The 19484-nt window shown below is 36.6% G+C and carries 16 protein-coding genes; 3 read left to right on the plus strand and 13 right to left on the minus strand.

From position 1 onward, the window contains the following. Positions 1 to 437: 437 nt before the first annotated feature. Positions 438 to 1880 (plus strand): IS1182 family transposase, encoded by a 1443-nt coding sequence (locus PSM_RS10015; protein ID WP_013465392.1) that lies wholly within the window; start codon positions 438 to 440, stop codon positions 1878 to 1880. A gap of 471 nt (positions 1881 to 2351) precedes the next feature. Here the strand turns inward: PSM_RS10015 and PSM_RS10020 are convergent, their stop codons facing one another. The 4 genes from PSM_RS10020 to PSM_RS10035 all read right to left on the minus strand — a co-directional run bounded on the left by PSM_RS10020 (position 2352) and on the right by PSM_RS10035 (position 6255). Then, the gene (locus PSM_RS10020) at positions 2352 to 2954 is read right to left on the minus strand and encodes a hypothetical protein (protein WP_013465394.1); all 603 of its coding nucleotides are present in this window, start codon (positions 2952 to 2954) and stop codon (positions 2352 to 2354) included. Between the two features lie 153 nt (positions 2955 to 3107). After that, positions 3108 to 4943 carry an ATP-dependent nuclease gene (locus PSM_RS10025; RefSeq protein ID WP_013465395.1) on the minus strand — a complete coding sequence of 612 codons (1836 nt, stop codon included), beginning with the start codon at positions 4941 to 4943 and terminating at the stop codon, positions 3108 to 3110. Positions 4944 to 4978: 35 nt separating this feature from the next. Next, positions 4979 to 5566: a hypothetical protein gene (locus PSM_RS10030; protein WP_013465396.1), complete on the minus strand. Its 588-nt coding sequence runs from the start codon at positions 5564 to 5566 to the stop codon at positions 4979 to 4981. After that, positions 5563 to 6255, minus strand: a complete 693-nt coding sequence (locus tag PSM_RS10035) for an AHH domain-containing protein (RefSeq protein ID WP_013465397.1) — start codon at positions 6253 to 6255, stop codon at positions 5563 to 5565. Before PSM_RS10035 ends, PSM_RS10030 begins: the two co-directional genes overlap by 4 nt. Before the next feature lie 282 nt (positions 6256 to 6537). Between PSM_RS10035 and PSM_RS10040 the strand changes: the two genes are divergently transcribed. After that, positions 6538 to 6822 (plus strand): hypothetical protein, encoded by a 285-nt coding sequence (locus tag PSM_RS10040; protein ID WP_013465398.1) that lies wholly within the window; start codon positions 6538 to 6540, stop codon positions 6820 to 6822. Between the two features lie 390 nt (positions 6823 to 7212). Here the strand turns inward: PSM_RS10040 and cas6f are convergent, their stop codons facing one another. The 7 genes from cas6f to PSM_RS10075 form a co-directional block, all read right to left on the minus strand. Beyond that, positions 7213 to 7812, minus strand: a complete 600-nt coding sequence (gene cas6f / locus PSM_RS10045; RefSeq protein ID WP_013465399.1) for a type I-F CRISPR-associated endoribonuclease Cas6/Csy4 — start codon at positions 7810 to 7812, stop codon at positions 7213 to 7215. After that, on the minus strand, positions 7809 to 8837 hold the full coding sequence (gene csy3, locus PSM_RS10050; RefSeq protein WP_013465400.1) for a type I-F CRISPR-associated protein Csy3: 1029 nt from the start codon (positions 8835 to 8837) through the stop codon (positions 7809 to 7811). Before csy3 ends, cas6f begins: the two co-directional genes overlap by 4 nt. Further along, positions 8837 to 10885 carry a type I-F CRISPR-associated protein Csy2 gene (locus tag PSM_RS10055; protein ID WP_013465401.1) on the minus strand — a complete coding sequence of 683 codons (2049 nt, stop codon included), beginning with the start codon at positions 10883 to 10885 and terminating at the stop codon, positions 8837 to 8839. The genes csy3 and PSM_RS10055 overlap by 1 nt, the downstream gene beginning before the upstream one ends. Before the next feature lie 3 nt (positions 10886 to 10888). After that, on the minus strand, positions 10889 to 12064 hold the full coding sequence (locus PSM_RS10060; RefSeq protein ID WP_013465402.1) for a TniQ family protein: 1176 nt from the start codon (positions 12062 to 12064) through the stop codon (positions 10889 to 10891). Between the two features lie 71 nt (positions 12065 to 12135). Beyond that, complete coding sequence (locus PSM_RS10065; protein ID WP_013465403.1) at positions 12136 to 13524, minus strand: nucleotide-binding domain-containing protein; 1389 nt, start codon at positions 13522 to 13524, stop codon at positions 12136 to 12138. Continuing rightward, positions 13512 to 14084 (minus strand): Pycsar system effector family protein, encoded by a 573-nt coding sequence (locus tag PSM_RS10070; RefSeq protein WP_013465404.1) that lies wholly within the window; start codon positions 14082 to 14084, stop codon positions 13512 to 13514. The genes PSM_RS10065 and PSM_RS10070 overlap by 13 nt, the downstream gene beginning before the upstream one ends. Continuing rightward, positions 14085 to 14384 carry a helix-turn-helix domain-containing protein gene (locus PSM_RS10075; protein ID WP_013465405.1) on the minus strand — a complete coding sequence of 100 codons (300 nt, stop codon included), beginning with the start codon at positions 14382 to 14384 and terminating at the stop codon, positions 14085 to 14087. A 300-nt stretch (positions 14385 to 14684) separates the two neighbouring features. Between PSM_RS10075 and PSM_RS10080 the strand changes: the two genes are divergently transcribed. Continuing rightward, positions 14685 to 16952, plus strand: a complete 2268-nt coding sequence (locus PSM_RS10080; RefSeq protein WP_013465406.1) for an ATP-binding protein — start codon at positions 14685 to 14687, stop codon at positions 16950 to 16952. A gap of 219 nt (positions 16953 to 17171) precedes the next feature. Here PSM_RS10080 and PSM_RS10085 read toward each other — a convergent pair whose 3' ends face one another. Both PSM_RS10085 and PSM_RS10090 read right to left on the minus strand, forming a co-directional pair. Beyond that, positions 17172 to 18173 carry a TniB family NTP-binding protein gene (locus tag PSM_RS10085; RefSeq protein ID WP_013465407.1) on the minus strand — a complete coding sequence of 334 codons (1002 nt, stop codon included), beginning with the start codon at positions 18171 to 18173 and terminating at the stop codon, positions 17172 to 17174. Between the two features lie 2 nt (positions 18174 to 18175). Then, on the minus strand, positions 18176 to 19459 hold the full coding sequence (locus PSM_RS10090; protein WP_236613540.1) for a Mu transposase C-terminal domain-containing protein: 1284 nt from the start codon (positions 19457 to 19459) through the stop codon (positions 18176 to 18178). Between the last annotated feature and the right edge of the window lie 25 nt (positions 19460 to 19484).

Here is a 19484-nt window from a genome sequence, read left to right on the forward strand (position 1 = left end):
TATTGCTCACTCATTAGCTATTGTCTATAAAGGTAAAAATTTAGCTAAGTGGGTATGATCTAGAATTAGTGTACGAATAATATAAATAAGAAATATTGAAAAATGGAATTTTAATACACCCAATGTTGTTTGAAGTATAAGTTGGCATAAGAACATATGCTTTTACTGAGCTACAGCGTCGTAAGTGAAGTATAACTTGGCATAAAATTGAAGTATATAATGGCATAAAGTTACCAAATACAGGCTTTATGTAGCTAACCACTTAATAATGCAGCCCAGTTTAGTTGACTGCTCTGTGCCCAGACTGTGTGAAAACTCTGATCACCTTTTGGTCTAAGTATGTTCTGCTTATGATCTATTAATCTATACATTTAGTTCACTTAATATACTGATATTTATATAATTAGACTATTGATTCAGTTGAGGGTTGAGGCAGTATGTCAAAGTTTATAAGCGGTGAAAGTCGTGACCAATCAACGTTATTTCCAGAATCGTTGGAAGATTACGTCAGTGAAGATAATACGGTCAGAGTGATTGATGTTTTCATTGAGGAACTAAATCTAGCTGAATTGGGGTTTAAAGGATTAACTTTAAAGTCCACAGGCCGCCCTAAGTATCATCCAGCCACATTATTAAAACTGTATCTTTATGGTTACCTCAACCGTATTCAATCATCCCGCCGATTAGAAACCGAATGCCAACGCAATATTGAACTGATGTGGCTACTTGGTAAATTGGCACCCGACTTTAAAACGATTGCTGATTTTAGAAAAGACAACGGAGATGGTATAAAAAATGTGTGCAAAACGTTTGTTGAAGTCTGCCGTCGTCTGAATATGTTTGAGAAACCAGTTGTTGCCATCGATGGTAGTAAGTTTAAAGCTAGCAACAACAAAGGCAATAATTTTACGCCAAGCAAAGTTAAATTCCACATCGACCGAGTCGAAAAGAACATTGAACGTTACCTTGAATTACTTGATGAAGCCGATAAAGAGCAAGCTAACGTCACAAAAATTAAAGCCACAAAAGATAGGCTAGCTGACTTTCGCAGCCAGTTAAAAAAACTACACGAGATTAAAGAACAAGTTGAAGCTCATCCTGACAAGCAAATATCCACTACTGATCCTGATTCACGTTTAATGAAAACTCAAGGTTTTACAAGAGTTGTGAGTTATAACGTGCAAAGTGCGGTTGATACCAAGCACCACCTTATAGTGGCGCATGAGGTGACCAACGTGCCAGATAGAGGCCAGCTTGCGTCAATGACAAAACTCGCACAAAAAGCATTGCGCAAGGAAGATATAAGGGTATTAGCAGATAAAGGTTACTTCAGTCAGCCCGATATAAAAGATACTATCGATTTGGGTGCAGAGCCAATCATGCCCAAGACGGATACATCGTCCTCTGAAAAGAAAGGGATATTTAACCGCTCACTCTTCAAATACGATGCAAATAAAGATATTTACTTATGCCCCGCTGGTAATGAACTTCAAAATCGAATGCAGGTATTTGAGCAAGGTAAATACCTTGATGTTTACTTCAATCACATTGCTTGTCGAGATTGTAAAATAAGAAGTCAGTGCACTAACTCTAAAAAAGACCCTAGGCGAATAAGGCGGTGGGTGCATGAGATTCTGACAGAAGAAATGCTTCAAAAGCTAAAGAATGAACCTGAATTGATGCTTCATCGCAAGCAAACTGTTGAGCACCCCTTTGGCACAATTAAACTCTGGATGGGAGCTACCCACTTACTAACACGAGGTTTAAAAAGCGTGAGTACAGAAATAAGTCTTCATGTTCTGGCTTACAACTTCAGAAGAATGCTCACAATTATGGGAGTTAATGGTCTAAGTAAAGCGATTAGAGTAGCGTTGCTATAGCAGTTTCGCTCGCGCGGAGAAAATTGCAATACTGAGAAAAAATCGATCGCAACCATCCTAGATGGTTTTAAACTAAGAACATACCCAAGACAATTTATTAAAAATTAGTTTTTACACAGTCTGTGCCGTTCGGATAAAAAGTGAATTTGAAAGCCTGTTGGGTGGCGCCTTCGGCTTAACCAACCTACCTTTTAATGTAGGTTGGACAAGTGGCGGAGCCTCGCCATCCGACAAAAATAATGAATTTACCAGAAACAGCCCAATTTACCCGTTAGCGATATAAATAACTGCTTTATACTGAAAGTTAAACCACTCTATACCGACTATTGACTGAGTGCTATTTGAGGACATTGATAATGCCCTGCTTAGGAGTGAGCAACGCAATACAGATCCCGCCGCGTACTACCTTAATCACTAAATTCAACGCATAGTAAAAACGCCACGCGTTGCGAACCCTTCTTGAGCAGTTTGTTATATGCCTTTAATCCCATACTCTCGTTGCATTGCATCATGAGTCATAACAATACATTCTTGATCTCTAAATCCTTCTTTGTAACTAATCACGAAGAATTTTTCTTGTGTAAACCAGTCTTGGACATGCCCTGCCTGAGATGGATAATGCTCAATAAATTTGACGTTTTCAAAAGCTAAACTATGTTGTTCAGATTCGTTGTAATACTCAATAATATGATTTTTTGCATCATTCAAACTCGGACCGATTTTGGGCCCCAACCACATCAAAGCCGATAATTCATCATTTATATTACCTGCTGTATTCATTCCATTCGATAAACTTTGTTGTAGCTTTGATAAAACACCCATTAAGTCGAAGGATGTAATTTTCTTGATAACGTCTTGCTCTTCAGATTTTATTGAAGCTAGAATATCTTGAGACATAAAATAACTGTATATACCTTCCGAAGCATTAACAACCGAAATACCATTCCAGCCTACCTGCTGCGAAGCCATTAAAATTGGTGGTTTCTTAAATGCTGGATCTGTCCATAACCTAAGCCTAAATATGAGTTCTTGAGGACTTTTATATTGGTTTATAGAATCGTATCTTAATTTCACTTATTACTCCCTTTGTAGTGACTCTGTATAGTTAATTAGTATATAACGCCCTCATAAGCTGCGGAACGTGTTGGACGCTTTTTTGCGTCATTTTCTTTCTAAGCAAAAAATCGCACGATGTGTGACGTCAGATTTAATGCGTTTGTTATATCGCTAGTCTTCTGTGTGAATATGCTGAACAGATTTTTGATAGTTTGTTACCGCAACATCAAGTTCGTTAATATCAGCCCAAGCAATGGCACCACTTGGTAGCTTAACGCCGTCCTTTTCCAAAATCGCATCTAGCAACTGCTTAATTTTGGAATACATATCTGGATCTGTTTTGATATTATTAATACAGTTTTCAGGTTTATCATTTGCAACTGTTTCTGAAAAGTAAGCCTCTTCAAAGTTAACTATTGATGCTACCACTTTTGATTCAGGTTGCATCTGAGCTTGTATTTTCCCATTATTTGTCCACGCTGGATTATTCATTTCAAACACATCGTATGCAATGCAACCATCTTTGCTTTTCTCTTTATTTCTTCGTTTCGACATACATTTTTGTGTATCTGTATCATGTAAAACGAAGTACTGACCTTTAAAGTGATTTAACACTTTCATCATTGACGCTACAGTTACTTTACCTCTAGCTCTTACAATATTAAGATCATGATATTCAAAATTATCATTAGAGGTTTCTTTATCTTTAATGTAACCAAATGCTGAATATTCAGTATCACCTTCAACAACTAGGACTCTCCCCCCAAAGAAAGCTTGCGAAATATGAGAGTCAAATAAATTTGTTAACTTCAAATTTTCTTTGTCGTCATCATCTAAACTCGCATCTTCTGGTCTATATAGAGTGGTTGTTTTTATGTTTCGGTGCTCATTTTTCTCAACCCTAATGACCGTTGTATGGTCTTTACTAAGATCAATAAAGTTTGGTGAATGTGTAGCTATCATTACTTGCCAATTATCACTTTCTGGTAACGAATACAGAACATCTCTGGCACTATCTATTGCAGTTGGGTGTAAGCTTACTTCTGGTTCATCCAACAATAATACGTGAGACGTATTATTTCCCAATTTTTCATGCTGAGATTTTGCCGACTTAGATGTTGTATTTTTAGCTTTAATGCCATTATCAGCTAAAAGTTTGAGAATAGTCCACAAAGCAGTTCTTCGACTTCCGCTTCCTTGTTTATTCAGAGGAAATTTTTCGCCACCTATCGCCCCCATTTGAACGTCGAACTCATCTCCTAGCAAATCCACTTTGATAGTAGAATTGCTCTCAGGAGCTAGAATTGATAATTCATGGTTTGGAAATATTTTTCCGATTATTTCGTTTGCAGTTGCCTCTAAATTTTGAACACTTTGATTTTGAGTTACCTTTGTATCTTTTCGTAGCTTGTCCAAAGAATCTAATACCTTTTCATAAACAGTCTTTTCATCAGCATCATTTTCTTTGTACTGTTTAATTCCTTCATCTAGTAAACTTTTCAAAAGTGATTTAATTGCTCTCGCTTGAATTTCTGGGTCATCAAATGTGCTTACCCTATGAGGTTTCGGTCTTTTAGATTTAGCCTTGTTATTCATACCCCAAGGCATAGTTTCATCATCACCTTTTTGAGCATAGCGGCCTAAGTTCACATTAAACCCTACACGTACGGGCTCAACATTGATTCCATTCCAAGTCCATTTTTCTCTTACAAGTAACATCCCATCATCTTGTTCCAAGCACCACTCATCACCAGGTTTCGTTTCATCAGTTGCTAAAGAATAAACCTCAACTTCCGGAAAAGATTCAGGTGTAACTTGTTTATTGTGGAAATCATCTTGTTCTAATTTCAAGCAATCTGTAACGACTTCAAAAGCTCTCAAAATAGTACTTTTACCAGCATTATTAGCACCAACTAAAACAACTATCTTATCAATATCTACAGTTACTTCATTAGCTCCTATACAACCAAAGTTTTTGATTATTAATTTCTTGATTTTTGGAATCATCTTAAATCCTTTTGAGTAACATTTTCTAAATTAACTTAATTAGAAAAAATATTATCGAGATCTTCGTCAATATAAACACCCGTTAATCCATTATCTTCTACAGCAGATTTAAACTTATCTGTACAATACAAACGAGAACCACCTGTAAATTTACTCTTAAAAACAGGCTTATTTTTTACATCATCATTTATGAAAGCAATCTTGATATAATCTAAAGGATAACCATCTAAATATTCGCGTTCACATTTTCCTTCATCTTCTAGTCCAAATGTACGCAAGTTAAAGATTACAATAGGTTCACCATCAGCTTTTGTTTCAATAAACTCACCTAAAGGCGCTAATAAATCTTTTAAAGCTTCATAAGCATTCATCCGAAGAGCGATAAACCCATCCATGATACTTATATCGTAGTTATCTTTTAGATAACCAGGTAAAAAAGACAACTCATAACCTTCAGGCCAATACTCTAATAAAGAGTCATTATTCATATGGATATCAAGTAGAAACATGCAAGCATCTTGATTAGATGGCAATATTGGTTGTATTTTTTCAGCGAATGAAAGTATGTCCCACTCAACCATGTCGTAAGAATTAGTAACAGGCTTTAACGAGAACAACTTCATGATTTACCATCCCAATTAGCATTTTTACGCATCATTACGCTGGCTGGCATCATATGATTTTTAATTTTTATTTTCACGCCTCGTAATGCATTTATGAAATCGAGCTTATTTACTTTGGTTCTTAAACTAGTAGACACCCAAACTTCATAATTATGGCGATGCAGCCTTCTGTGAGAAACAGTGTCAGGCGTAGCCCAATCATCTGACTTATTTTTTTCAAAGTTTCTTAGCCATACCCCATTCGTTGGATCATTAATACCAATACCAAACGAATGCATTCTTAAACGCGCAGCATATGTAAGGCGTTGTCTATAACGCCCCTTACCACAAACAATATGATGTGCTTCATGATATGAAGTCGGTTTTGGCTCGCCTGCCGCTCGTAAAAACTTAGCAAGTTTTTCAGTAGGATGATGTTCTTCTTCTGCTAGCTCCTTAACAGAACTCCCTTCACTTTCTGCGCGGTAAGACTCTAAGCTTTGCTGCGCGATAAGCAAGTGCTCTAAACGCTTACGTTCTTTTTGTAAGTGGTCGTAATCTCTTTGTAGCTTTTCCTTAGATGCAGCAGATTTACGGCGCTTATCGTCGTAGTGTTTTTTGGCTAGTAATTCATAATTATAAATAGCCATTTCTAAAGGGCTGGGGTTACTTGGTCGATCTGGCATTGGGTAGCGCTGTAGTTGAATCATCCTTAAATCCTTAAAATTTCCTTTTATTAGCGCGTAAAATAGCAAATAGACTATTGAGGTGCAATTATAAACGTTACACACCTAATAGTTGCGATCATTTTATTGCTTACAATGAATTACATAGCGGTCAAATTTCCTCTTCATACAACACAATTTTTGACTGACTGGTTATCTGTGTGTTGCATCGAATGGTTGAACTCACAGCTCATAGCCGAACTTCGCAAATTTTTAGAATTAAGTTATGGTTAGATAACATCATCTTTTATATTTTGGGAGTTTAATATGGCTAAAACAATAAAAACCAGCAACACCATAGATGAATCGGCGAATTTCGATTGCGACAATGTAAAAGCTGCATTAAATGGTCGGCTTTCGATAGATGATCTTAGCGCCGCTGAACAAGCTGTATTTATGGATGATTTTGATGAAGCTATAAACTCTAATTTAGAACAGGATTTTTCTAAGCATTTTGAAAAACTGAGCGGTAACGAAAAATTTTATGGCTTAGATGGTAAGGATAAAATTATCTGTGAAACAAAAAATAGCTCAAGTATGAATAAACACTGATAGCTCATACCTTAATCGAATTCAAATAAAAAGACCCCAGCGTTTGCTGGGGTCTTTTTATTTAGCCTCTGCCTTTTCGGCAGTTAAAAGTCACAAGTTGTGGTTGTTTACTTCCTGGCCTAATTTCAGCTGCCTATTCGGCAGAAGATACACGTGTAGGAACTACACGACTATTTTCTAAATTTCCAGCTACCTACTCGGCAGTTCACAATTCCAATTCCCCTCTACTTTCTTGCACTCAATTTCCAGCTACCTATTCGGCAGTTCACTATAAAAATAGTTTAAATTTCTATAAATACCAAACTGTTAAGTGACTTTTATATGATTCACCCTTACTTCTAACTAGTAGCATAACTTATTGGAATTATTATTACTGTTCTGTAACTAATTTTATTGGATATTCAAAGAGGGAACCGTGCCTTGAAATGTTTGATTTGTAGCAAAGCCATAATTGTTAAAGTGATTATTTATGGGTTCAGCTTTCTCAATTTTTTGTATATGAAGTATAAAATTTTCCCCGTTGCCTTTGCTTGATACGGGTATTGAATGAAAGTGGCCTATGTCTTTTGCCTCAAATTTATATTCAGGATTATAAACCTCACCTCTGGCTTCAGCTCTTTTTTTAGCGCGTTTTAACCGCCTTTGCTTTTCGCCAACAAAAGCTTTAGCTACTGATTGGTTGCGAATAAACATAACCTCATTTTGCTCTGTTGGTACTTCGAGTATTTTTGATAAGCCAAATAACTTATCATGAGCCATCATCTCAAAATAGCTTTGTTGAGATAGATTCATTAATTGCTTTTTATCTGTCGATACAAACGCTACTTCATTACCTATTGTTTGCTCATTCCATTTAGGAAAACACACACCTATATTACTAATTTCACGCGAACTCATAAACCCATGCAAAATGCCAATACAACGCCCAGCCAGAAGGCTTACATCACAATTTTTGGGTAAATAAGTAATGGTAAAATAATAGCGCTTCAACCTTTGCTCCTTTGGAATAAGCCACCTTTAATCAACACTGCCGCAATAAAATGAACCGCGTTTGATTGTTCACTTTGCTCTAAACCATGCTTTTCCATGTGCTTAATATGCAAAGCAATACGCGGGAGTAATGAATAAAAGTCTGAATGGGTCTTAGGTGTTCTGTGTGCAACTAATATTTGCTTATCTGCACCATACTCATGGGTGCGCAAAGGTTTGTAGCCTCCCTCATACCAATCATCAATAGTTTGAATAGCAGCCCCTACTTTTTGTGAGTTTAAACTTGCTGCTTTTTTATCGCCTACTTGAGTGTATGTAAGTTGTTTAGATGACATGCCCTGTTCAACAGTATCTACAAACTTTTGACTTGGGTGAACCTCCTGGCTAAATGCATTTTTAATTTTTGCTGTTATATCTAAATAACAGTAGCTTTGAGGGTTACTAAGCCCTTCTTGAATAGCTTCTGATAATGTTATTAGCGCTGTTTGATTATTTTGCCAATTGCCCTGCCACTTTAGCTTTTGTATACCTTCAACAACAATCGGGGCTGCATGTTCAGTAAGTACTTCTATATCAACATTCGGTGATTGACGGTTACGCCAAAGCCAGTTTCCCATCAGTATGTTTTTTGCGTAACGGGTAGCAACTTCATTAAGGCCATTGTGCTTTTTATAGGTTTCAAAAAAACGTTTTAACCAATAAATAACTTTAGGATCATCACAAACATGAGGCTCAATACTATTGGCCTCAACCCTGAGTGAAAAACGACAAAATAGCTCTTTTACTGTTGGAGGCACGTAGCACACATCAATTGTTTGAGGGTTTCCAAAAGCAAGATCTTGTGGCGCTAAATTTTTAGCCACATTTTGCTTTTGATACGCATCGCCAAATCCTGATTTTTGCCCAACTAGTTTATTTTGTTCTATTTGTAGCGGTTCAAAATCAGACTCTGGTGTTTTATAAAAAAACACTGCTTTGCTGGGTGAAAGCGAACGCGAGTAACTTAAGTGCCGAGGTAATTGCATTATTCATACTCAAACTTAGACTTTTTCATAAGCATAGACTCTTTTTGAACATCCATAACCCAAAATGCGTCATGAAAGAACTGCTTAGCCCCTGCATACTTAACTGACGTATTGCTAACACACTCTAACAATCCAATTACGGGCTCAGCGTAACAATGATATTCATGTAATGCTGTATCTCGCTTTACGGGTTCTTCAAGCGCAGCAAACCCAATTGCAGCGGGTCTTAGATTAAAGTTACCGTTAAGCGCATCTATCAATTGTTCCAAACTTTTAACTACTTTTTTTGAAGGGTACAACCAACTGCCATTTAACGCTTTTGCCTTTATATTTTTAAACAGCTCACTCGGTTTAGTATGTACATGACACCAGTCTATATTTTGATACAACGAAGGTGGATGCATAGTCCCGCCTGCAAATGAAGATGGTAGTGCAGGCTTTATAAACTGACTATTTAACTTATCTAACAACTCAGTATTTGGTACGAAAAGCCTAAACACTAAATCGAGTGTTATGTCACATTTAGGTTTATCGATAATTCCTGATCTTATTACATGACTACGGCCAGCAACTTGTTTTAACTTACTTGGTTCAGGTAATGGTTTATCCGTATGTAGTTGATAGTTTTCAATGTAAATGGCACTGCCAATACACTTAATTGAAGGGTCTATAAAGTTTTTTAGCTTACGCTCAAAGTTATGAGCAAGCCCATTTAAAGCAGTAAGTGACGGCATACCTTGAATATACGGGTTAGCCATTGCCTCGGCATCAAACACTCGCATATCTTGGCAATGTACATACACTATTTGCTCATCATTTAATGTTTCTTCAGTTGCACACTGAGTAAACACATAGTTTAACTGCGTTTTAAACAGCCCCATTAAATTAGGGTGATATGCAAAGCGTTTGAGCTTACTTAAATTACCAAGGCTTTCATTTAGTATGTTACTAAATTGGCTAATACAGTTAGTAATACTCTGATCTAAGTAATGCTTTGCCCAATCAGGGTAAGATTGCTCTTGCGCGTTATTTTTAGCTTCAAGAATGTTATCAAGCCATAACTGCAAACTAACACGGACTTGCCTAATAGCCGCTACTCGCGCTAATCGTTTTTGCCTCAATGTATTAAACTGCTTAATGTCTACCAATACCAAAAGCGCCTGTTGAAATTGACTACTTAATAGCGCACGAACTTTAAATGCTTTCTCAATATCATTATTGGCTACTTTAGAGCGGTTAATAGCCTTAGAATATGTTTTAGGGAAGTAGCGCAACACTCTTAAATTACCACCTACTGAGCTTGCTAAGTCGCCAACATTGGCAGGTCTTGAGTGCTCAACTAAACCAGAGTTTAATTTACGCTCTGTTGTTAATTGCTGAATTTTAGCTAGCATTACGTGGCTTACTACAGGCGTAACCGCAAGGTAGCTTTGCAGGTATGGCATTTGTAATTGTAGTGAAAAAGAGCTCACTTCTAATGGGAGCTCTGCTACTGGCAATTGCTGTTTTATTTTACCAGCTATGTCTAAAACCGCCTTTTTAGAAAACCCGTATGCTCTTATTAAATTAATCCAAACAGGCTCCTCAGTTATTAGTAACTTTGCTAAACAAGTTACTCCACCTTGCCAATTAAAAGAGGTTAAAAATAGCTTTGCATGATTAATTTCAGCACTGTTGTGCGACCATCCAAAACTCAAAGGTAATGACCGACTGCAAATACCCGCAATATCTTCACTTACGACCTTACTAATTAAACGCTGATGGCTTACTCGTATATCAGGGTATTTTAAATTATGAGTATGAAACCATTTTACTTCGTTAATGCACTTACTCAATAACACTTCATCGCGTAATACACTTTTAGCAGTTCTTACACTTGTTAAATCATCAATCTCACTTCGCTTATAAACTAGGTTAATGAGCACAGTCAGCGCTTGTTCCTCAAAACCATCTACCGCAACATGAGGCATGTATGGAGCAAACAACTTTCTAAGTGTTGTGGTTTTTTCTTTTAGTGATTCAATTGCAAGTGCATCTTGTAAGTTCATAAGTTACCACGGCGCTATAAATTGTTTTTTTGTTTGAGGCTTTTCAGCTGCGAATGCTTGCTGTAGTTCAATTACTTGGCGTAAATAAAAAACATGGCTATCAGCTCTGAGCTGTTCGTGCTTTTTTTGTGGGTAAGCGCAGTTTAAAAAGCCTTCTTGATGAAGCCTGTAAACTTGCTCTGTAGTGGTATTTAATAATACTGCGGTATCAAAAGTACAAAGCAGTAAGTCAGCAATATTTGGATGTTTAGCTTTAGGGTTACTATCAACTAATTCGACAAAATAATTAATAATCTCATCAAGAACTTTGTTTTTACGGTTACTTGTTGCAGCTATCTGAGCATCACGGATCACATTGCCATACACAGAGTTGAACTTAGTTTTATTAAAAGGGTTAAGTTGCTTAAGCCGCGCATTGTTTGTGAGTAAATCTAATTCAGTGGTAAGGCTTTCAGGCCAAGTACTAAAGTAATCAACAAAAGTACGGTTAAAGTCAGCATCACTTACATCAAGTTGTTTAACCTTCGCAAACCACGATAACAGCCCCATTATTTTTGGGCTGTTATTACTTGCAAGCGCAAATGCAATTTTAAAGTCTGCATCGTTTAACTGTTCATTACTGGATAGTTTACAACCGCAATCACATTCTAGAAACGTCTCAGAAGCTCTGTAATCAATTAAGTTATGGTATTCACCACAATGTGTGGTTAATTGTGTTTTATGCTTATGGCACGCTTTATAGGGCTTTAAATGCCAATGAAAAGGAATATATGAAGATTCAAACAAGCATTCAATGCAAACAGGTATGTTATCAGTGCGAAGTAGTTCAAGAGGAATAGTCAGCTCATTACGGCTTACTGCTGCTAGGTTGCCAAATTTAAAGTTACTGCGCCGCCATGCAAGCGCAAGAATATCACCAGCGTTTACATCAGCTAATTGAGCTACCAACTTAAGCGCTCTTATTCTAAAGCTGCTCGCTTGCCTAGCATGATAAACATCAACTTTACACAGCTCTAACGGCAACGCACCTTCAAGCTCATGATCTTGCTCTGCAAGCCATTGCCATAATATATCAGCAAGCTCACTATAGCCATTGTATGAGTTATCACTTGCAAGCCTGAGTAAATAGCTTTCAAGTGCCTCTTCAGGATAAGGTTTTGTTTGAACTAAAAAATGCATCGCCAACTTAAACTAAGAAAATCTTAGTTTAGGTTTAGGCTAAATAAATTAGATAGTCAAAAAATTAATATTTAATCAATTTCTAAAAGAGGATCTCCAACATATACTCCAAAACATTCCTCGTTTAATAAAACTTTATTATTTTTGTCCAAAACAGAAATATACATAAAATGTAGACCTAGATAAGAAGTTTCTTCCCATTGACTAGCTTTAAAATTACAACCATCTGTAGTCTGAGCAAAAACAATAGTCTCATGGTTGCCTGAGTTTTCAGCAGATTTCTCAGCTTCTTTGCCTGTATTTTTTACTCTAAATTTTACCAAAATCTCTGTGTTTATTTCTTGTTGAGGCAACTTAAAGTTAACTTTAAAATCTATACCTAAAGATTTCTTGACTACTTCTCCACATGGATAGTAAGTAAACTTTGTTGGGGCGTTCTCATTATCTTTTAAGCATGCAGTTATTTTTATATTTTCTAATGAAGTGTCGGTTGCGGGGCTCGGTAACAAAGCTATATATTTTTTATGGTTAAGTACATATTGCTTGTAATTAATTTGGTTGCCATCAGCATTTCGATAATTTGGTTCAACAAATTCTTTTTTTACTTTTTCGTTTTTAGATTGAACATACATTATTTCCAAAATATCCTCAGGTAAATCTAATAACTCTTTAATTGATTGTCCCAATAAAACTCTATTTTTAGGGGCTCTTTGCTGCAACTTTGCTGCAATATCAACAAAGAAAGATGTAGCTGTAACTTCAGAAGCACCGGAATAACCATACATACCCCATATGACATTTTCTTTTTCGCCATAATCAATACCTATTCGAATACCAACATCATCTTCAATACCTTGATTTTCAAAATATGGCCTTACAACTTCGTTCATAACTTGAACTATATAAGTACCACAATTAATAGCGTCAATAGCAGCATTTCTTGCCTTCTTATCACTTCTAAAAAAAGCAAGTACGGCATCCCCCATAATTCTGTGAACATGACCATCAAATGCTTGGATTGTCTCAATAGCGGCTCTAATAATTGCATTTTTAATTAAAAAAACTGTTTCCGCAGAGTAAGTAACGCCTAGTTTAGTCGAACCTTTAATATCGATAAATAACGTAACATTAAAACCATTTTTTAGGGTCTTCGTGTCAGCTAAATAATCAAAATCAGGATGCCCACCTATCTTTGAGTCTCTTATTCCTTTTTTGCCAAAAGCCTTTCGGATATTCTCTTGAATTCCAAAATTTTGTTCCTGTGGTAAACCCGTGTTAGTAGTTAGAATCGAAGAAGCCGTTTCTAGGCTTGTTTGGTAGCTTTCATAATTCAATGAATCTTGTGAAAAGCTTTTAGCCTTATAAACACTTTCTTCCTGCTTGGAAGAGCTTCTCTCCCTGTCAAAACTCCGCTTCAAAATTTCATCTATTGACCCGTAAGCTCCTTTTAGCTTTGACATAATGTGATCCCTAATGTGTCTGAAACTATTAATATGAAGAGAATTAATAATAGAAATAGATTTGCTTTAGTGGTTGTCGTGGCTCTGTCTAAGCTATTAAATTTACTCTTAGTAATACCAGCGACCTCGTGAACTTGCCCTGAAATATCCTCTAGAAAGGCATCCGCATCCGTGTTTTTAAATTTATTAATGTAATCCTCTCGATCAAACTCAGCCACTGAACTAAAAAAAATAACAGAACTAGGACTAGGTTTCTTTGAGCTATCTAGCTTAGGTTTTATGCTATCCATTACATAAAGAATACTAAGCATACTAAACAAGGCAATTACGATAAGACTAATAGAGATAGCCCACAAATAGAACCCTGAATTAGGAAGTAACTCAGGGGCTTTAACCAACAAGCCAGCAAAAACACCGAAATTAAACGTTGTAATTAGACCGCTTTTAAAATTAATTGTGGCAATGTACGAATCATAGCGCTTAATTATATCCCATAGATCTGATTTACTCGGTTTTTCGTCACTTGGCTCTTCGGTATTAGACTTACAATCTTTTGACATTTACTTTTCCTTAAGTTTCATTAACAATTCTTTTTGATCAGTGCTACTCAACTTTCCAAGCGTGCAGATTAATTCAGATAAAACATCTTCTTCACAATAAAAATAAGCAACTGGCACATCTAGCTCTTTAGCAATGCGTTTCATGGTTAAAAAATCAGGGGCATGTTTGCCTTTTTCGTATTGGTTCATGCGAGCACTAGCCGTGTTTGGCTCCATTCCTAATGCCATACCTAGCTGTTGCTGAGTAAGGCCAGCTGCTTTTCTTGCAGATTTTAGGCGTGAAGGTGTTGGAGTTTCCATGTGAACCTTAGCGATAAATTATATTATGCTAAGATTCTCTTAGTATAACGCCCTATTTGGTACTAAGGAATACTTAGTTAAGTTACAAGTTCTCCTTTTTTAAATTTAGAACTAATAGCTACCAATAATAATTTTAGATTGAGCACAACCAGAAAGAAACCATACATATTTGAAAATACAAGTTACATTGCATAGTAGTTTATTCGATTATTTAAACTAATTTTATTTGTAAAATCATAAGGTAGATGTCATAAAGTTAGTTTGCCGCCGTTTTTTCAAAGACTAAGGAAGTATTACCAGATGACAAACCTTGCTAATTTATCACATATTGACTTTGAGGAATTATGCATCGACATCATCCAAAAAGAGACCCAAGAAAGGTTTTCTTCTTTTGGACCAGGAGCTGATGGTGGCATTGATGGCCGGCATTCAAAAGGCGATAATTTAACTATTTTACAATGTAAGCATTACATACGCTCAAACTCTTCTGAACTAATAAGAGCCGCAAGAAAAGAGTTACCAAAAATCCAAAAATTGGGAGCTAATAAATATATTTTCTTAACCTCATACTCATTGACTCCCGCCCTAAGCGATAGGCTTCAGGACTTATTTTCTCCATACATTGAGAATGTTGAAATCTGGGGTACTGAAGATATTCAGAGTTCCCTTAGAAAGCATCCAGATATCCTTAAATCACATATAAAACTATGGCTCACTGATTCTGCAATATTGGACAAGATCCTTCATTCGGGTTTAGAGAATTTTACCGCTATCACTAAAGAAGAAATTATCGAAGAGTCAAAAACCTATGTGATGAACCCAAGCTACCCTGATGCATCCACTATTTTAAACGACAAAAATACCCTCGTTATTTCAGGTCCTCCAGGTGTTGGGAAAACTACCTTAGCAAAAATGGTATGTTACCAATATCTAAAAGATGGCTGGTCCTTTCAAGCAATAAATTCGCTAGAACAAGGATATGCGAGAATTAACGAAACAAAGCCGACAATTTTCTTCTTTGATGACTTTTTAGGCAAAATTGAGCTCAATAGAAAAGCCTTAGTGACCCACGAATCAGCTTTAGCGACTTTTGTTAGGAAAATCCAAAGGTCTAATAACTCAAAGTTTGTTCTGACTACAAGGTCACATATTTACGAGGAAGCAAGAACCTTATCTGACAACATAGACAGCCAGAGGTTTGAACTATCAAAGTTTGTCCTCAATGTAGGGCTCTATACAAGAAAGATAAAATCACATATATTATTCAATCATTTATCTATTTCTGAGATTAGTTCAGAGCATATTTCTAAGCTATTAGAAAATGATTGGCTACGCCTAATTGTCGATCACGAAAACTATAACCCTCGGGTTATTTCTCATATGTCTAGTGAGAACATTGCACTACCTTCACCTCAAAACTATCCACAATCAATTTTGTCAGCCCTTGAAAATCCGAGCTTAATTTGGGAAAAGGCTTTCAACCAGCTACCTGTTAATTGTCGTCACTTGCTGATTACGTTGTTTTTTTGTGATGAGTATTTCGGAACTGAAGTCGAAGATTTAAAAGGTTATTATATACCGCTGCACAGATTGTTATCTGAGCACTATTCCAATCAACAAAAACCAAATGATTTTGAAGAAGCAATTAAGGTTTTGGAGTCAGGGTTTATTTCAATCTCAAATACTAAAATAAGTTTTGTAAATCCGTCAGTTCAAGATTTTTTAAAAGCCCACCTAAAAAACGATGAACTTATATTTCTCGTTTTAAGCAGCGCCACTCGCGTGAGATTTGTGCAGAAGGTATGGCACCACATTCGCTTTCTCTTTAAGCAGAATCGACTAAACCTAAAAGCTAGTACGTTTAAGTATGAAAGCTTGTTCCCACTGTTTCTTTCTTCACCTGTTTCCTTAGTAGAACAAGAAAATGAGTACACTACCTATAAAAACTATGATCTCTATCTTTCAGATAGAATTAGCCTACTTCTTAATATATTTTTTGACACCTCAGACATAAAGACCATCGAGGCGATCACATCATTATTACTTGCAGACAATCTGGCTCTAGATGTTTCCCGTGACTCTAGAAACCTTCCAGAAATACATGCTGAGATATTGGAAATAGAGGATATCAGTAGCCAACAGAAAATAGCGTTACTTACCTTGATTGAGAAAAAAATATGCCATTTATTGAGTTTCAACATGGACATAGAAGATCTCGTATCTACTATCGAGTATTTATATGAATTCATGCCCGAGTCTTTCACCAGTAAAGTCCAAGTAACCATTAATGGTTTAATTTCTGATGAAATACTAAACGTAAAAAACGGCAATGCATATCTGGAAGATCTGTACGATGTAGATCTATACCTTGAAAGCTTCAAAAAAATAACTGATATAACAAAATACAGTACAGATGACGTCATCACGCTTTTAGACTCAATGGCCTCTGAAATGGAAGAAGCGGAAAGTACAACTAAGAAGCCATCGGATGTCCAAAACTCAGATCACATGCTCAAAAACTATTCTGACGCTGAAATGAAAAATTTGTTTAATAGTCTTATAAAATAAGGAACTTAATAGCCCCTTGTTTTACTTCCGATTATAAATAAAGCCCATCATGACACTTGTTATATTACGCACATCTTCAATGCTCATTACCATCAGTTCATGCATTGGCGTGTACCGCTACAAGGCATATGTGTAGAACAATTTATTCCTGATATTCTTTATACGAATAATTCGATAATTAAAAAACTATTTACATATACCGTGATTTCATAATTGCCTTCACTTCCTCAACAACTGACTAATAGGCATTCGGTCAGTAAACTTAGTCGCTATAAACGGGTCTTCATCTTGGGCGCTTTCAGGTTTATAAAGTGAATAGCGCTCGACTTCACTTGCTGTAATTTCTGCAACGGGCAAGGTAAATAGGTTTGATACATCAGGAAACAGTACCTCAAATGCTTTAACTAAGTGCTTGGTTGTGAGGGTTTTCGCGTCATCCATTAATGCATAAAGTACGGCATCATCTAAAAAGTATTTAAGGGTTCTAAAACAGCCTTTTGACAATGAGAACAAAGCAAATACTGTTGCTTGCTCACTTAAGTTTGGCTTTTCGGTAAATGGCATACGGTTGGCTAGGCCAATTATTAACTGCACAAAATGCTTTGGGTTTTCTGATAATTTAAAATAAGGCAGCTGCCGCCTTACTAATAAACGCGATGACCACTGGGGCTCGTCTGCTATTTTTTCTGCCCACGGCATACCTACCAAGACAATTGATACACCCGATTCATCGTTAATGTATTTTAATCGGTTGGCAATCTCGCGGCGCTTTTTACCTTGGTTGTGCTCAATTAGCTCTTGAAACTCATCAATAATTATAAGCTCTGTACCACATGTTTTTAGGCATTTTATTAATGATGTCGTTAATCGAGTACCGTTTATTCGCAGCTTACGCTCTGTACTCCCTACTTGCCCTAAGTCTTTAAGAAGCTCGGCTAAAGTCGATTCTAGTGTCGGGTTACTAGGTATGCGGCTTACTAATACAGGGTGATTCATCACTCCATTAATGAATTGCGGTAAGTGACGTTCTTTATACTGTTTTATTAGTGCTGTTTTACCTGTGCCTGTATCGCCATTTAACAGCATGCAAGGCTTTTCACCTGTTAACCCTTTACCAAGTCTTAATCTGTCGAAGTCGTTAAATACCGTGGTTATTATTGGGTATTCAATAAATACATCGCGAAATTCATTAAGCTTTTCTTTTTGTTTTTCGGTCAGCATAATTAGAATCCATCTAGATCTGAGATAAAGTCATCCCAGCTATCAGTTACTTGCTCTTTAGGTGTAACCTTTTTGTGTTCTACTGGCTCACTCTGAGCTATTGATTTCTGCGAGTCGCTACTAACATTTTGATGCTTAGCTAACGCTTTACCCCCTTTTACCTTTGAGTTTTTTGGCGCATTTTTTAACGCTTCAAACTCGTTTTGAATTTTATTATGAATAAACATACGCGCTTTTGCTAAGCCTACATTATCGATAGAGCCCGAAATAAAGTCGCGATGAATGCGCATATTTATTTTATGCTGATTCAAACTTAAATTTTGGGTGTAACCGTTTGGGTCTATGCATGGCACTTTTATGTAATGCTCTAGCTTATCGAGGTAAACGTATATATAAGAAATATCATCGGGGTTTAATTTCATTAAAACTTCTTGAGATACTTTGTGGCTAAATTGCTTTCTATAATTTGCTAGTTCAGTACTGTCGTAGCTTAAGTTTTCTAGCCTTATTCCACCTTTACGAAGCACCCGATGGTTTGAAATACTGAGTACAACATCTAGTTGTTGAAGGTCAGCATCACTCAGCATTGTTGGTGGTAACGTATTAAAGCCTTGATCCCATAATTGGCTTGGTATGTACTTAAAGCGGCTGTCGGCATCTTGATGGTAAACGTCTACTACCCATTTATGAAATAGCTGCATAAAGGTCGTAAAGCGCATGATTGCATCTTTTTTGGGATTGTATTCATGCTTTTGTAAAATGTTAGAAAAGGTTTTACCGGGAACTGGATCTAATAACTCAGTGTTAATAGTGCCAAACATACGTTCTACAAAAGGTTTAAGCCAAGGCTTCTTCGTTGGGTTATATTGAATGTTAACTCCAATTTCACAAACAGCAAGCTCAAGATTGTTACCCCAAAATTCTCTTCCATTATCAGTAACGAGCGTTTCAATTTTACCTGCACACTTCCACTCATTTACCGTATCAGGGTATAGCTTTGCCACTTCACTTTTAGGTTTCATGGCATTCATCATCGCTCGCCTTACTGCATCATAGCAGGGTTCGCTGAAGCTAAAGTAGTAGCCAACAATACAATGGCTATACACATCAACTAACATGGTGAGTGTCGGCCGACCAAGCGGGATATGTAGCTCATCATCTAATAAAATAAGATCAAGCGGTGTATGGTCAATTTCAACTTTTTCGAGTACTCGGGTAGGCCGTGTATGCCCTTCTACTTTATTAAAAGCAATATCAGCAAGGCGCTTACCATAACGAGCAACCATCACGTCGTATTGCGGTAAATTATCG

The organism is Pseudoalteromonas sp. SM9913 (assembly GCF_000184065.1).
Taxonomy (GTDB): Bacteria; Pseudomonadota; Gammaproteobacteria; order Enterobacterales; family Alteromonadaceae; genus Pseudoalteromonas; species Pseudoalteromonas tetraodonis.